The 13,721-nt window shown below is 52.8% G+C and carries 19 protein-coding genes; 6 read left to right on the top strand and 13 right to left on the bottom strand.

What is annotated here, in order from left to right:
• Window positions 1-126: 126 nt before the first annotated feature.
• The 4 genes from mnmA to rluE form a co-directional block, all read right to left on the bottom strand.
• Window positions 127-1,239 (bottom strand): tRNA 2-thiouridine(34) synthase MnmA, encoded by a 1,113-nt coding sequence (mnmA, locus tag FO014_RS00525; RefSeq protein ID WP_160027007.1) that lies wholly within the window; start codon window positions 1,237-1,239, stop codon window positions 127-129.
• A 96-nt stretch (window positions 1,240-1,335) separates the two neighbouring features.
• Complete coding sequence (locus tag FO014_RS00520; protein ID WP_160027005.1) at window positions 1,336-1,782, bottom strand: NUDIX hydrolase; 447 nt, start codon at window positions 1,780-1,782, stop codon at window positions 1,336-1,338.
• Window positions 1,783-1,791: 9 nt separating this feature from the next.
• The gene (locus tag FO014_RS00515) at window positions 1,792-2,127 is read right to left on the bottom strand and encodes a lysozyme inhibitor LprI family protein (protein WP_160027003.1); all 336 of its coding nucleotides are present in this window, start codon (window positions 2,125-2,127) and stop codon (window positions 1,792-1,794) included.
• A 19-nt stretch (window positions 2,128-2,146) separates the two neighbouring features.
• Window positions 2,147-2,773, bottom strand: coding sequence for a 23S rRNA pseudouridine(2457) synthase RluE (rluE, locus tag FO014_RS00510; RefSeq protein ID WP_160027001.1), 627 nt, complete (start codon window positions 2,771-2,773; stop codon window positions 2,147-2,149).
• 132 nt (window positions 2,774-2,905) lie between these two features.
• On the opposite strand from rluE, the gene icd reads away from it, so the two are divergent.
• Complete coding sequence (gene icd, locus FO014_RS00505) at window positions 2,906-4,159, top strand: NADP-dependent isocitrate dehydrogenase (RefSeq protein WP_105233282.1); 1,254 nt, start codon at window positions 2,906-2,908, stop codon at window positions 4,157-4,159.
• 122 nt (window positions 4,160-4,281) lie between these two features.
• On the opposite strand, the gene FO014_RS00500 is transcribed toward icd, so the two are convergent.
• From FO014_RS00500 to FO014_RS00465, 8 genes are all read right to left on the bottom strand, one after another.
• The gene (locus tag FO014_RS00500) at window positions 4,282-5,409 is read right to left on the bottom strand and encodes a site-specific integrase (protein WP_160026999.1); all 1,128 of its coding nucleotides are present in this window, start codon (window positions 5,407-5,409) and stop codon (window positions 4,282-4,284) included.
• Window positions 5,384-5,635, bottom strand: coding sequence for an excisionase (locus FO014_RS00495; RefSeq protein ID WP_160026997.1), 252 nt, complete (start codon window positions 5,633-5,635; stop codon window positions 5,384-5,386). The genes FO014_RS00500 and FO014_RS00495 overlap by 26 nt, the downstream gene beginning before the upstream one ends.
• Before the next feature lie 47 nt (window positions 5,636-5,682).
• Window positions 5,683-6,027: a hypothetical protein gene (locus FO014_RS00490; RefSeq protein ID WP_160026995.1), complete on the bottom strand. Its 345-nt coding sequence runs from the start codon at window positions 6,025-6,027 to the stop codon at window positions 5,683-5,685.
• A 234-nt stretch (window positions 6,028-6,261) separates the two neighbouring features.
• Window positions 6,262-8,109 carry a DNA cytosine methyltransferase gene (locus FO014_RS00485; protein WP_160026993.1) on the bottom strand — a complete coding sequence of 616 codons (1,848 nt, stop codon included), beginning with the start codon at window positions 8,107-8,109 and terminating at the stop codon, window positions 6,262-6,264.
• Window positions 8,106-8,369, bottom strand: a complete 264-nt coding sequence (locus FO014_RS00480; protein WP_160026991.1) for a hypothetical protein — start codon at window positions 8,367-8,369, stop codon at window positions 8,106-8,108. Before FO014_RS00480 ends, FO014_RS00485 begins: the two co-directional genes overlap by 4 nt.
• Complete coding sequence (locus FO014_RS00475; protein ID WP_160026989.1) at window positions 8,362-8,664, bottom strand: hypothetical protein; 303 nt, start codon at window positions 8,662-8,664, stop codon at window positions 8,362-8,364. Before FO014_RS00475 ends, FO014_RS00480 begins: the two co-directional genes overlap by 8 nt.
• Window position 8,665: 1 nt before the next feature.
• Window positions 8,666-9,079: a hypothetical protein gene (locus FO014_RS00470; RefSeq protein WP_160026987.1), complete on the bottom strand. Its 414-nt coding sequence runs from the start codon at window positions 9,077-9,079 to the stop codon at window positions 8,666-8,668.
• Window positions 9,079-9,609 (bottom strand): HD family hydrolase, encoded by a 531-nt coding sequence (locus FO014_RS00465; protein WP_160026985.1) that lies wholly within the window; start codon window positions 9,607-9,609, stop codon window positions 9,079-9,081. Before FO014_RS00465 ends, FO014_RS00470 begins: the two co-directional genes overlap by 1 nt.
• A 414-nt stretch (window positions 9,610-10,023) precedes the next feature.
• Here FO014_RS00465 and FO014_RS00460 point away from each other — a divergent pair, with 414 nt between their 5' ends.
• Window positions 10,024-10,470, top strand: coding sequence for an ECs1072 family phage-associated protein (locus tag FO014_RS00460; protein WP_160026983.1), 447 nt, complete (start codon window positions 10,024-10,026; stop codon window positions 10,468-10,470).
• Window positions 10,471-10,840: 370 nt separating this feature from the next.
• Window positions 10,841-11,722, top strand: a complete 882-nt coding sequence (locus FO014_RS00455) for a BRCT domain-containing protein (RefSeq protein ID WP_160026981.1) — start codon at window positions 10,841-10,843, stop codon at window positions 11,720-11,722.
• Here the strand turns inward: FO014_RS00455 and FO014_RS00450 are convergent.
• Entirely contained in the window at window positions 11,714-12,400 is a 687-nt protein-coding gene (locus FO014_RS00450) for an XRE family transcriptional regulator (RefSeq protein WP_160026979.1), read from the bottom strand. The genes FO014_RS00455 and FO014_RS00450 overlap by 9 nt on opposite strands.
• A gap of 137 nt (window positions 12,401-12,537) precedes the next feature.
• On the opposite strand from FO014_RS00450, the gene FO014_RS00445 reads away from it, so the two are divergent.
• The 3 genes from FO014_RS00445 to FO014_RS00435 all read left to right on the top strand — a co-directional run bounded on the left by FO014_RS00445 (window position 12,538) and on the right by FO014_RS00435 (window position 13,713).
• On the top strand, window positions 12,538-12,780 hold the full coding sequence (locus FO014_RS00445; protein WP_160026977.1) for a transcriptional regulator: 243 nt from the start codon (window positions 12,538-12,540) through the stop codon (window positions 12,778-12,780).
• A gap of 28 nt (window positions 12,781-12,808) precedes the next feature.
• Window positions 12,809-13,333: a YmfL family putative regulatory protein gene (locus FO014_RS00440; RefSeq protein ID WP_160026975.1), complete on the top strand. Its 525-nt coding sequence runs from the start codon at window positions 12,809-12,811 to the stop codon at window positions 13,331-13,333.
• Between the two features lie 194 nt (window positions 13,334-13,527).
• Window positions 13,528-13,713 carry a DUF4222 domain-containing protein gene (locus FO014_RS00435; RefSeq protein WP_160026973.1) on the top strand — a complete coding sequence of 62 codons (186 nt, stop codon included), beginning with the start codon at window positions 13,528-13,530 and terminating at the stop codon, window positions 13,711-13,713.
• Window positions 13,714-13,721 lie beyond the last annotated feature (8 nt).

The raw sequence follows: 13,721 nt of genomic DNA, 5'->3' as shown, positions 1-13,721 counted from the left end.
AACGATAACTTTTGCCCGCGCCGGTAACGATAATGATCGTGAATGTTGCAAATCATGCCATAAAACGCGGGCTAAACCCAGCGCGCATTGCCGGCGCGCCGGGCCGGGTGCCGGCTGTGCCGCGGCTTAACCTTCCTCGAGCGGCAGGCGCTGTTCGATAATGCCGCCGCCCAGGCAGATTTCACCCTGGTAGAACACCGCCGACTGGCCCGGCGTCACCGCCGCGACCGGTTCGTCGAAGCGCACTTCGATGCGTTGATCGTCGATCGGCGTGATGGTGCACGGCAGATCCTGCTGGCGGTAGCGGGTTTTCACCGTACAGCGCAGCGGGGCGGTCAGCGGCTGGCGATCGACCCAGTGCAGCTGTTGGGCGATCAGACCAAGCGACATCAGGCGCGGATGGTCGTGACCCTGGGCGACGATCAGTACGTTGTTGGCGACGTCTTTGTCGACCACGTACCACGGATCTTCGCTGCTGTCTTTCATGCCGCCGATGCCGAGCCCTTTACGCTGGCCCAGCGTGTGGTACATCAGCCCCTGATGCTGGCCGATGGTCTGACCGTCGACGGTAATAATCGGGCCGGGCTGCGCCGGCAGATAGCGGCCGAGGAAGTCGCGGAACTTACGTTCGCCGATAAAGCAGATGCCGGTGGAGTCTTTTTTCTTGGCGGTGACCAGCTCCAGCTGTTCGGCGATGCGGCGCACCTCCGGCTTTTCCAGCTCGCCGACCGGGAACAGGCTTTGCGCCACCTGCTCATGGCTCAGGGTATACAGGAAATAGCTCTGGTCTTTGTTGCCGTCGACGCCGCGCAGCAGACGGCTCTTACCGTCAACGTCCTGGCGACGCACATAGTGGCCGGTGGCGATATAGTCGGCGCCCAGATCTTCGGCGGCGAACTCCAGGAAGGCTTTAAACTTGATTTCTTTATTGCACAGGATGTCCGGGTTCGGCGTGCGGCCGGCCTTGTACTCTTCCAGGAACAGCTCGAATACGTTGTCCCAGTATTCCGCCGCGAAGTTGACCGTATGCAGCTCAATGCCGAGTTTGTCGCATACCGCCTGGGCATCGGCCAGATCGGTCGCTGCGGAGCAATACTCTTCGTCGTCGTCTTCCTCCCAGTTCTTCATAAACAGCCCAGCGACCTGATAGCCCTGTTGCTGTAACAGATAGGCGGTAACGGAAGAGTCGACGCCGCCGGACATTCCGACGATTACTTTTTTCTGGCTGTTGTCTGACATGGGGATCTCACGAACTTGAACACGAACCGTGCTGATAAAAAACAGGCGCAGGATTTTAACACGATGGCGGCCTGCGCGCACGGCACTTATTGTGCTTCAGTACGGCCAGTTAAAACTGCCGAGCAGAGAAAGCGGGTAGCGCTCGGGCTGCCGGTAGCAGCGCAGGCTCTCCGCCACCAGCGGTGAGCGCAGGTTGGAGGCGTGCAGAATCTCGTCGGCGCTGAGCCACAGGCAGCGGTCGATATCGCTGTCCTGCGGCGCGGTCGGCACGATGGCCGGCAGTTCGACAACGAAACAAAAGCGCAGGAACGGCGTGCCGTCCGGCGCGATCCACTGGTGCATTTTCAGAAATGACTGCGGCGCGGCGCGGATGCCGGTCTCTTCCCACAGTTCACGTTCGGCGGCCTGCAGCAGCGTCTCGTCGGCCTCCAGGTGGCCGGCGGGCTGGTTCCACAGCGCCTTGTGGTTCACGGTCTCTTCAACGATTAAAAACTTGCCGGCGGCGTGCACCACGTTGGCGACGGTAACGTGCGGTTTGAACATGACGCCTCCTTACAGCGGCCGATCGATTTTGTTGTAAATCGCGTCCAGCTCGCCGATGCGCTGCCGGTAGCTGTTGCTCAGACAGGCGACGTCGCTGCCGCACTGTTTACGTTTTTCCAACCAGCTGTTTTGCCGATCCTGCATTTCGCCGCGAAAACCCATGGCGAACAGGCCGCGCAGAAACTGATATTTGGTGGCCATTTCAACGTCTTTATCGCTCAGCGATCGGCTGGCGCAAATCGCCTGTTCATCCTTGGCGACGGCCTTGCGGCAATCGAAACTGGCGGCCTGCGCGCCGGCGGCGCACAGCAGCGTGGTTAACAGCAGGGTACTGAACGTTTTCATGGCGCAACTCTCCGATTGGCTACGGTGAATCCGTGGTTTTCCATTCACCAGGCTGTAAATCACCTAATGAAAGATTCCCCATACTGTAGCGAATCAGACGCAGAGTAGGGAACCCGATATGCGCCGTCATGCGACGCACCTGACGATTTCGCCCTTCATGCAGCGTAATTTTCAACCAGCTGGTGGGGATGCTTTTGCGTTCGCGGATAGGCGGCGTACGCGGCCACAGCCACGCGGGCTCCGCCACCCGCTCGACACCGGCGGGCAGGGTGGGGCCGTCCTTCAGCGTTACGCCGCTGCGTAACTGCGCCAGATCGCTCTCCTGCGGATCGCCTTCTACCTGTACGTAATAGACTTTGCCGGTGCGCTTGCCCGGCTGGGTGAGCTGCGCCTGCAGTTTGCCGTCGTTGGTCAGCACCAGCAGTCCTTCGCTGTCGCGGTCCAGGCGTCCGGCGGCGTAGACGTCGTTAAAGGGAATAAATTCCTTCAGCGTGCTGCGGCCGGCTTCATCGGTGAACTGTGGCAGCACATCGAAGGGTTTGTTGAATAACACCACCCGGCGTGGTCCCGACGGGACAGGGCGTTTGGCGCTATTCGGTCGGCTGAATCGTTTAACTTGGTGTTTTTTAACAGGGAATTTATTCATATCTATTGTACTTGCGGATGATAGGCGCATTATAACTGAATCCGTTTCGGATTGGCGCGGATTGAATATTCGAGTAGTATTGACACGCATCTTACAAAGCATTAACAAAAATTGCGCTTGAAGGAGAGGTTGATGGAAAGCAAAGTAGTTGTTCCGGCAGAAGGTAAAAAAATTACGGTCGATGCCCAGGGTAAACTGGTTGTTCCGCATAACCCGATCATTCCGTTCATCGAAGGCGACGGTATCGGCGTTGACGTGACCCCTGCCATGATTAATGTGGTTAATGCTGCGGTTGATAAGGCTTACCACGGCGAGCGTAAAATCTCCTGGATGGAAATCTACACCGGCGAAAAATCCACCCACGTTTACGGGAAAGACGTGTGGCTGCCGGACGAAACTCTGGACCTGATCCGCGACTACCGCGTTGCCATTAAAGGCCCTCTGACCACCCCGGTCGGCGGCGGTATCCGTTCTCTGAACGTTGCCCTGCGTCAGCAGCTGGATCTGTATGTCTGCCTGCGCCCGGTGCGTTACTACCAGGGCACCCCTAGCCCGGTTAAACACCCAGAATTGACCGATATGGTGATCTTCCGTGAAAACGCCGAAGACATCTACGCCGGTATCGAATGGAAAGCCGGTTCTGCCGAAGCGGATAAAGTGATCAAATTCCTGCGCGACGAAATGGGCGTGCAGAAAATCCGTTTCCCAGAGCAGTGCGGCATCGGCGTGAAGCCATGTTCAGAAGAAGGCACCAAACGTCTGGTGCGTGCGGCGATCGAATACGCGATCACCAACGACCGTGATTCCGTGACGCTGGTTCACAAAGGCAACATCATGAAGTTCACCGAAGGTGCCTTCAAAGACTGGGGCTACGAACTGGCGCGCGAAGAGTTCGGCGGTGAACTGATTGACGGCGGCCCGTGGCTGAAAATCAAGAACCCGAACACCGGCAAAGAGATCGTGGTTAAAGACGTGATCGCCGACGCCTTCCTGCAGCAGATCCTGCTGCGTCCGGCGGAGTACGACGTGATCGCCTGTATGAACCTGAACGGCGACTACATCTCTGACGCACTGGCTGCGCAGGTTGGCGGCATCGGCATCGCGCCGGGCGCCAACATCGGCGACGAGTGCGCGCTGTTTGAAGCCACCCACGGCACCGCACCAAAATATGCCGGCCAGGACAAAGTGAACCCAGGTTCCGTTATCCTGTCTGCAGAAATGATGCTGCGTCACCTGGGCTGGTTCGAAGCTGCCGACCTGATCGTTAAGGGTATGGAAGGCGCTATCGCCGCCAAGACCGTGACCTATGACTTCGAACGCCTGATGGAAGGCGCTAAGCTGCTGAAATGTTCAGAGTTTGGCGACGCTATCGTCGAACACATGTAATGTGTTGAGCGTTTGATTGAAAGCGGGAGCCTGAGTGCTCCCGTTTTTTTACTATACGAACTGCATTTTTTATCAAAACATTATCAAAACGTTTTATCAAAAACCCCTCCAAAAACCTACTCTCACACTGCTATTGTGATCCAGTCCTTTCCGCGATCATCGTGATAGCCATCCGTCTGTTTCTGAGATTTATGGCCTAATAATAGCTGGGTGTTGATCCCCTGTTCGCTATAGAGTCGCTCGGACAGTGAACGCTGCTCGTGAAATGTTGCCGGCGTCCCTTCACCCCAATTTATGTTTGCCTTATCCCTCGCTTTACTGAAATTGGTAGTGAGCGTATTGCCAGTAACCTGGGCGCCACGCTGTGCCATCGATGTCGTGCGGAAGTAATGCACCAGATACGGGCTGACAGCGTAATCTCTGCAGCGCGCGATCACTTCACGTAGTGACATGTTTATTGCGTCACAGCGAAGTGAGAGGGGGATCGCCAGCTTGGTGCCAGTTTTCTCTTGCACAACATGCAAACAATCATCCCATATATCATTGAATTTCATCGCTGAGATATCACCGAGGCGCTGGCCAGTAACCAAGGCTAGCAGCATTGCATTACCCATATACCGATGGCTCTTGTCTGCGATATCAAAAATCTGCTGCCACTCCTGCAGGCTGAGGCGCTGCCTTGTAATTTTCCTGCGTGGCTGCTTGGTGGCAAGTGCAGGGTTATATCCAGGTGGAACCTCACCAACATGCTGCGCTTCTTTGAATACGTCGATCAGGACAGAACGGACAATCTGGGCCATGCGTGGCTGTCCTGCGGTTGTGTATTCATCCAGCAGCGCCGCAATATCGCGAGCATCCACTGCAGGTAGCGGTTTCATTGCATAGCGTTGGCGCAGTAGAGCAACTGGTTTTCGTTTCTGTTTGAACGTGTTTAGCTTGATGTCACCCGCATTAAGGCGCTCTTCTTGTATTTTCCAATACCGATCAAGCCAGGTACTGACAGTAATTTCTTTGCCACGGATCTGCGCAACTCTGTCGCTTATCGCTAACATTTGTCGGCATCTTTGTTCAGCTAATCGGTTATTTGCCTCTATCGCGATCTCCCTTGCCTCCTGCTCGTTATCACCCAGAGCATGGAATTTTCCAGTAATTGGGTGTCGGTAGCGCCAATAGACTTTATTGACGACTCGGTTATACAGCGGATAGAGGTTCGGTATGTTTACATTATTTTTCCGTGGTCTGGCAGCCATCACTCAATATCCTCTTTAACCTAGGGTTGTCGCTTTTCTTTGTTTCTGGCACAGCCAGTGATCCAACAAGCTCGGCATCTTCCCGTACGCGCCACCATCGACCCTCTTTTTTTGCTGGTGGGACGAAATGCCCCTCTTTAGCGCATCTGCGCAGAGTATTAAGAGAGGGGGGCCTGCTCCGATACCGTTCTGCTGCCCATTCTTCTAACGTCAACATCTGTAACATAATTCCCTCACACTACCCGCCGCATACGGGGTTCACGCCGTGACATGTCACGCCATTAGTTTTAATTCATGCCAGCCGTACGTCTGCCAGCACTCCGAGTCTCCAAGGAAGTAACACCCGGCAGGATCGCCGGGCAGCTTGTCTTTACACTTCCCGCAGCAGCGCTCACTGAGCGCCGCCATTTGCTTTTTTAGTTCAGCGTTATCCTTCCTGATCAGCATCGTGATGTACTCGTCCATGTCGTACGGTTCCCGTTGTGGCCTGCGCGCTGCGCAGTTCTCGCGTAGCATTTCCAGTTCCTGGCGGTCGAGCTTCAATTCGAACTTTGCCACGCCATCATTTTTTTGCCTTTCCCGCTGTGCGGCCTTTCTTTCAGCTGCTGTCTTTGCCATTGTGAGGATCTCTAATAACCGTCCCAACTATCTGAATCATCACGATTTCTGTTTGAGATATACCGCACGACACCCGCTAAAATCAGTGTATTTAGGATCAAAACAGCCACCGCTGGCCAACCGAGCACTGGATATAACAGCATGACCGGGCTGGTGGCTATGGCGCTGATAATGAGCGTTCTCACTGGCCCACCTCCGGTGCTGCTGCGAACATGGCGGCATAGATTGTGAAAATCATGCTGCAATACCTCCTTGAGAAACGCACAACTCCGGCTGATTCGCGCGAACCAATGCTTCTGCGAACGGTGGCGGAACCGCATTGCCGCATCGAGCTACTTGCTTATCTTTCGCGTATTTCACCCCACGGTAGTCCTGGTCAATGATGTACCATCCCGGGAAACCCTGAGCCGCATACAGCTCATGCGGCTGCAACATACGCATACCGATATCGACGATCTGATAATCGATGCCGGCGACAGTCACCAAACCGAACCGATCTCGGCTTGTCACGGTGTGCAGCGGGTCTTCAATGTTCAGCCCCTCTTTCTCGTTGCCGTAATACTTCAGCAAGAACGCCCGTACCTCGCCAATATGCAGACCGCCAGCTGTAATCGTAGGCATTGGCTCCGTAACGGCCTGGCCGTCTTTGCAGGTTCCGCGCAACTTGACCAGGTGCGAGGATACGAGCGCGTGGTGGTCTGTGGTCGTTACCGTGTGCGTCGGCTCATCCAATCCGGCGCCAGCACCTGTGTAGTTCCCGCCATAGTGTTTAATCAGGTGCGCTGCAGCAATGGCAAACTTATTGCCGCCAGCGGTCACCGTCCCCAGCGACTTACCAAGGTCAAGGGCGCGCGGTGCCTGACCCGGTCCTTCACCGTAACCAACCTGGATTAACGTTGGCGCTACCAGCTGCGATTTACCGCCGCCACCTGCGGTGATAGTTGCGCTGGGTTCATCGGCTCGGTGACCGACGCTTGCGCCGAATTGCCGGGCGATGATCGGTGCCACTAACAGGTGTTCAGCTTTACTTGTGACAGTCGTCAGCGGATCCAGCGCGTTATACGCCATGCGGGTGCCGCCAAATCCTGTCTGCCCGATGCGCGCAATGTATGGCGTTACCAATGCAGCGCGGGACTCTTTCAGAATTGTGTGCATCGGCATATCAGCACTACGTGGTTTCGCCTGATACTCCGAACCTCCGGCACCGACAATGAATGGCGATGGATTATTCAGGACAAAGCGCTGTAGACCGCGTGCTATACGGCGCAGGGTATTTTCAGCCAGCGGCCGCTTGCGCTCGAAAATGCTCGGGCATGGAATTGACCAGTCAATACATTCTGCTGCAGTGCGCCACGGCTGCAGCTTACCGCTTTGCACTTCCAGCGATTTCGGATCGCCATGCGTTGGCTCTGGCCACACGACATGTTTCCCATCGCAGCGCATCACCATAAAAAACCGGCGGCGGATTGTCGGTGCGCCATAGTCGCAGGCTCGTAGCTCACGAAAATCCACGGCATACCCCAACCCATGAATCAGTCGCTGGTGGTCATCACTACCCGCCTCAATACCCAAGGTTTCGCAGCATTCGGCCAGCGCCGGGTGATCTGCATTGATGCCCGTCGAAAGCATCGCGACGAATGCCTCAAACGTCTCTCCCGCCCGGGCCGGGCACGGCCGCTCATTACCATCAGCATCCGCGACAAGCGGACCCCACGTTTTAAACTCTTCAACGTTTTCGAGATAGCCACAGCGGAATTGAGTGCGCAGCGCCCAGCGAATGACGATCCATGCCAATCCCCGGATTTCTTTCTTCACCGGTGCGGAGCCTTTCGCTTTACTGAAATGCCGACAATCTGGGCTGAACCACGCCAAACCGACCGGCCGACCGGCGGTCGCGGCCACCGGGTCAATATCAAACACCGATTCACAGTAATGCAGCGTTTCTGGGTGATTCGTTGTGTGCATCGCGATCGCGTTAACGTCGTGATTAATCGCAATGTCAACGCTACGACCAGTGGCCATTTCAATACCCGTGCTCGCTCCGCCGCCACCGGCAAAATTATCAACGATGATTTCTCTCATGCGTATTGCTCCAATTTTTCTACAAGTGACGATATGACGGTGGTTATTTTTTGAATCGGTACGCTTTCCAACAACATTCTGTTGATGTGATAGCGCAGCCGCTCCTGATGTGACGAAGGCAAAGACGATGCCCGCTCTACTTGAGAAAAAATCAGCTCAACTTCTGCAGGCCAAACCGTTTTTTTCATGGTAATAAGCAGAGGAGATTCGTTTTTATCGCCGATCTTTCCGCAGAACGGGCACGGCTTCAGTTCAGTCATTGCTGGCCTCCGTCTGTATTCCGTCGCCTTCGAACTTAGTTCCACAGAGAGGGCAGTAGCTCATAATGCACAGGTGATCTAACTTGGTTTTATTGGTAGCCAAACCGCCGCCTTTACGCTTGCGGTAATAGCGAAACTGGAAGTTCAAAGCCACTGGAGAGTGATCTCCTCCGTGGAAGTTGTAGAGTGAGTGTTCGAACCCTGCCTCTTCAATCTCGCCAAGAGCATCTCCGACCTTCGCAGAAATGTGTTGTTTGAACAGCGCGGCAGTTTTTTCAAAGCAATTACAGGCCATGTTATTTCCCCTCCCGCAGCTCTGTTGCGAATTGAGAAGCGCGCACAGCATCAAACGCGAGCCTGTATGCAGCACGAAACTCACCGTCATCGTTCGCCAGTTTTGCCGCCGTCCGCCAACGCTCCGCTAGCTTCTCCACGGCCTGAGCCTCGATTTCGCGCACTGCGGCGGCATTGCTGCTAATGCTGCATTCTGCTTTCGCCAGTACGACGTCAGCATCTCCCATTTCATCAACGTTAATTAGCCGACGCGCAGTCCTGATCGCTTCGCGGTACATGCTGTTACCAACAGCCAGTTCATCCAGCAGCTGCTGGTGGTCTGAATACTTCACATACTCGCCGCCGGCCAGTTCGCGCATGAACGCCATTTCATGGTTCATGTGAATAGAGCAGTCTGGTGTGTATCGCTTGATCATCACAGAACTCCCCATTCGGTCAGCTCGTTGTAGCGCTCAATGAACATTGCGCGTGCCTGCACTGGCATCACTGGCGTGATCAGCATTTCGGCCGGCTCAATGCCGGCGAGCATCGGCCATTCTTTGCCGTCGTCGATATCCAGTTCTCGGCGCTCGGTAGCCAGCATCACCAGGTCGGCATACTTAACGGCGATATCCATTACCAACGGCAGGCCAAAACGCTCACGGATCACCATGTCGATATGGCATTCAACCGCCTGGTAATCGGGCAGCATGCGTTTCAGTGGGGCGGGGATGTCTTTGCAATATGCCTCGGAGGCATCATGCAGCAGGGCTTCCAGCGCGAACTCTGGCGCGACAATTTTGCTGCACAGAACGGAATGCTGCGCGACGCTGTAGAAGTTCGGCAGATGGCCGGCAAAGCGGCATTCATGCGCCAGCGCCTGGGCGATATCCTCAATGCAGATGCTTTCAACGTCCGGCGCCGCAAAGTTAAAGTGTTGGCCGGTAAATGTGGTAATCCACGACATACGTTATTCCTTCTCGCTGATTTTCGGCAAAGCGAAGCCCTGCCAGACCTGGCAATTTTTCGCAGATAGAAAATCGGGTTTTAGAAGGGGAGTCCGACAGCCCGCATAGCGGCCGGATCCCGCGTTTCTCTCACAACTCAAGTGGTGCGCCGCGCCGGGGCTTATACTGTGTAAAGGTTTAAGGGGAAACCGGCACAGCGAACCACGTCAATTGTGAAAAAAGTGCGGCTGACACCAACCCATGGAACAGCCGCCAAAGACTACACACAGCTTGCATTATTCGTTGCCGGATATCCGCGCTCGCGTTAGCTACGGTGGCCCCGGCAGGCCGCATAATTTTGATGCCTGTCTTTTAACCACTTCAGGCTCGGTGGTATTCTTGGTAGTTCTCACACAGCCAAGAAGGAAATTGCCATGCTCAAAGGATTTGCCCACTTATTCGAAAAAACCAAAGAACATGTAGCGCAGGTGCGAAATGTAAAAACCACAGGTTTTATCGACCAAGCTGCAATGTCATGCGTCTACAATCGCGCCATACAACTTTGCGCTCTCGATGCCGTCATATCTCAGCACCGCGTTGAGGCCGGCAATCGATTTAACGACCTCAGAGGAAAATCTGCGCTGCACCACAAGCTTCTGGCTAAGTACAAGTGGCCGCTAGCTGAGATTCACTCCCTCACTCTTTCCGATGTCCTTCTGGCCCTTCATGACGAACTGTCGTTAGAGTCCCTACCACCTGAAGCATCAAGAATCCTTACCTCTATCAGCCGGGAGCATCCTCCAGTGGTATTCCCTGACATCACCGATGAGGAATGGAATCCCGAGTTTGCTGAAAAACTGCTATACAACTCCGTTGACTAACAGATCGGATTTGGCCATTCAGTTCTACAAGCCTCAGTTCCAATGAGGCTTTTTCCTCATTAAGCAGCTTCAGTTCGTTAATGGCCCTGATCTTCGCTGACATCCATTCGTGCAGTTCGTTTTCGCTAAGGTTGCCTGCGATAATTACCGGTTCTTTATTTTCCATCGTGTAACCCTCTGCTGTGTACCTGGTTAGCGAATCATCCCGATCTTCATGTGCCTCGGGCGGCTACTTCGTGGGCGTCCTGCCTGTTCGCTTGTTTAACAACTTTAAGGTGTAATTTAGTTGTGATGATTCGATGTGTCAACAACTTTATGTGGTTTGATTACACAACGGTTGAGTGTAAGGATGGTGAAAAAAGGAGGGTGTATGGAAGACAAGTTGTACATTTTTAACTACACACAGAATAGAGATAAGCTTTTTGCAAACCTTATCAGTATCATAGATGGTATCGTTGCTGATGGGGTTGTTAAAGATGAAGAGGTGCTTTATCTAGATACTTGGCTCATGGAAGCGCAGCAGATAATAAAAAACGGTGTAATTAAAAGTTTATCAGCGCGAGTATCATCAATTCTCGCTGACGGGGTTATCACTACAGAAGAACGCGAAGACCTTAAGCAGCATCTTCACGCTATACAGAAAGATATTCTTGATATCCCTGATGTTGATTTTTACTCAGTTGAATCAGACTTACATTTGTTAAATGGTTTGTGCAAAGGGTTAATCAGCGATAGGGAACTAAGCGAAAATGAAATTAGGTACCTAGATTGGTGGTTAACACAGAATGGTGCGCTAAAGAAAAACTACCCTGGAAGTCACCTTTATACACTTGTTAAGGAAATTCTTAGTGATGGAGTTATTACACCAGAAGAAAGCGCATCCTTGCACAAGGCACTAGTTGATTTTACTGGGTGTGACCTTGATAGCGGAGTGGTAGATGGTTTGGCGACACGTTTGCCTGTTGACTCTGATTTCTCATCCGACGTTGATGGAAAGATATTTTGCTTAACGGGCGTATTTATGGCTGGAAAAAGGTCAATTGTTGAAGGCAGGATTAAATTAGCGGGCGGTCATATTATAAGTAATATTACAAAGAAATTAGATTACCTTGTTATAGGTACATTATCATCACGTGACTGGAAGTTTTCCAGCCACGGAAGAAAAATAGAAAAGGCGATAAGTTATCGTGATGAAGAGGGTGCAAAGTTGAAAATCATTTCTGAAGAAAACTTATTCGAATTTTTACCATGAACGTGATGACCAAAAAACTCGGCCTATTACGTGGACCCTAGCCCTGCGTTCGTCATAAGAGAGTACCTCATCTGGGTACTCTTCTTTATTGAAACTCCGCAATATTAACCCACCGTCAGGCAGGCAAATTAGAGTTTTTACTCGTAATAGCACGCCATCACGCACTGCGTATAGATCTCCATCACGAATGCTTTGGGTGTGAGTGGTGTCAACCGCAACATAGTCACCATTGGTCAATACTGGGAGCAAGCTATTGCCCCATATCTTCACTATTCTTGCATTGCAGGCGTTAACACCAGCCTTACGGAGATCATCTCTGCGCAGGGGAAACGTATCGGAGCATGATTCAATCAGTTCGGCTTCAGCTCCGTTGCCGGCTGATAGTTCTATATCAAGGATAGGTACGCTCACAAATAATTCAGGGTCAAGGAGTGTCTCCTCAGACTCTTTAACGACATAATTTGAAAGCTCAGCATTTTCTTCAATTCCAAGCTGCAACCATTGCTGAGAAACCCCAAGGGATAGGGCTAATTCTTTGATTTTTCTTGGCTGCAAAGTAATTCCATTCTCAATTTTAGCTATCGATTGCTGAGTAACTCCTACCTTGGCCGCCAGTTCATCCTGGCTGAGGCCAGAATTTTCCCGCGCAAATTTAAACCTATCTGCAAGTGTTTTCACAACTTATCTCCTCTGCTGTTGCGAGGTTACAACTTTGCGTTTTGGCTTTCCAACACCTAAAAGTTGTGATAAAAGTTGTTGTAGTTGTATAATCATCCGTGTTTACAACTTTCACTTACCTTTGCAGGAGGAAAACTATGACGCCTGAGCAATCCGCCTTAATCGAGGCGATCAAAGTTGCTGGTGGTCAATCAGAGTTGGCGCGGAAATTAACTGAAATTTCCACAAAACCAGTAAAGCAACAGCAGGTATGGAACTGGCTACACAGAGAGAAAAAGCCGCCAGCTAAACAGGCATCAGCCATAGAGAGCATTACGGGGATCCCCAAAGAAAGATTACGTCCTGATGTTTTCCAAAATGCTACCGCGCCAGCGGCTTAACAAAAACCACAACAAGCGGAGTAATTCTGTGGATAACAAAGACTTCCCAACCCAGAGCGATATAACCGATGCAATGCACCGGCTGATCACGTCGTTTGCTGGTGGATATGAAGCGATGGCGCAGGAGCTGGCACACGACGGCACCCATAACGCGCTGCGCAACCGCGTTCGCCAGGTCGGTGGCCAGATGGTGCCAATGGGCATGGCCATTCAGATGGAGCAGATCAGCGAGCGAACAGATATCACAGAGGCGATGTGTACGCGCGCTGGTGGTGTGTTCGTGAAACTGCCGGAGGTTGGTCAGGTGGATAACGAAGAGCTGCTGATCAAGTTCAACGAACTGATGGCGGCACTGGGTGTATTTGCCAAGGCGCATAACGACTTTACCTCTGACGGTGTGTTGGACAGTGACGAAAGCAAGAAGTTGAAAGCTAAAGGTTATCGGATTCAGACGCTGGTGGCGGAGATCTACGCCGTGACAGTGATGATGTTCGGAAAGGGTGACGCCCAGGATATGCGGTCCCGGGCGTCGGCGCATCAATTTAACGTGTGAGAGAAATTAACGCATGAACAGTGTACGCAATTTTTCGAGTATTCCGCAACTGCGCTGCCGGCCAGTGTCCGGTGGTCGTAGTGCTGCGGCGTTTTCGTATGAGCTGAATGTACAGGGGCGCTGGCAGGGTATCAACCACACGGTAGCGCGTAATTTGTGGGAAACGCTGGGATTTCTGGCTCAAGGGGGGCGCGATGGAAAACGAACAGATCGTGCCGTTTGAGATGGACTGTCATGACGACCATGGTCGCCTGGTGCACGTAATCGGCGTAGATCAGGTTAACCATCGGGTTATTTTCCGCCGTCCTGGTTATCCGTATGACTGCGTAGTTCCGCGCCGGGATTTTGGTACGAAATTTAAGAAGGTTGTTGAAGAATGAGCGCCTTA

This window comes from Serratia rhizosphaerae (genome assembly GCF_009817885.1).
In the GTDB taxonomy this organism is placed as follows: domain Bacteria; phylum Pseudomonadota; class Gammaproteobacteria; order Enterobacterales; family Enterobacteriaceae; genus Serratia_B; species Serratia_B rhizosphaerae.
This window is presented reverse-complemented; position numbering and strand designations above follow the sequence as displayed.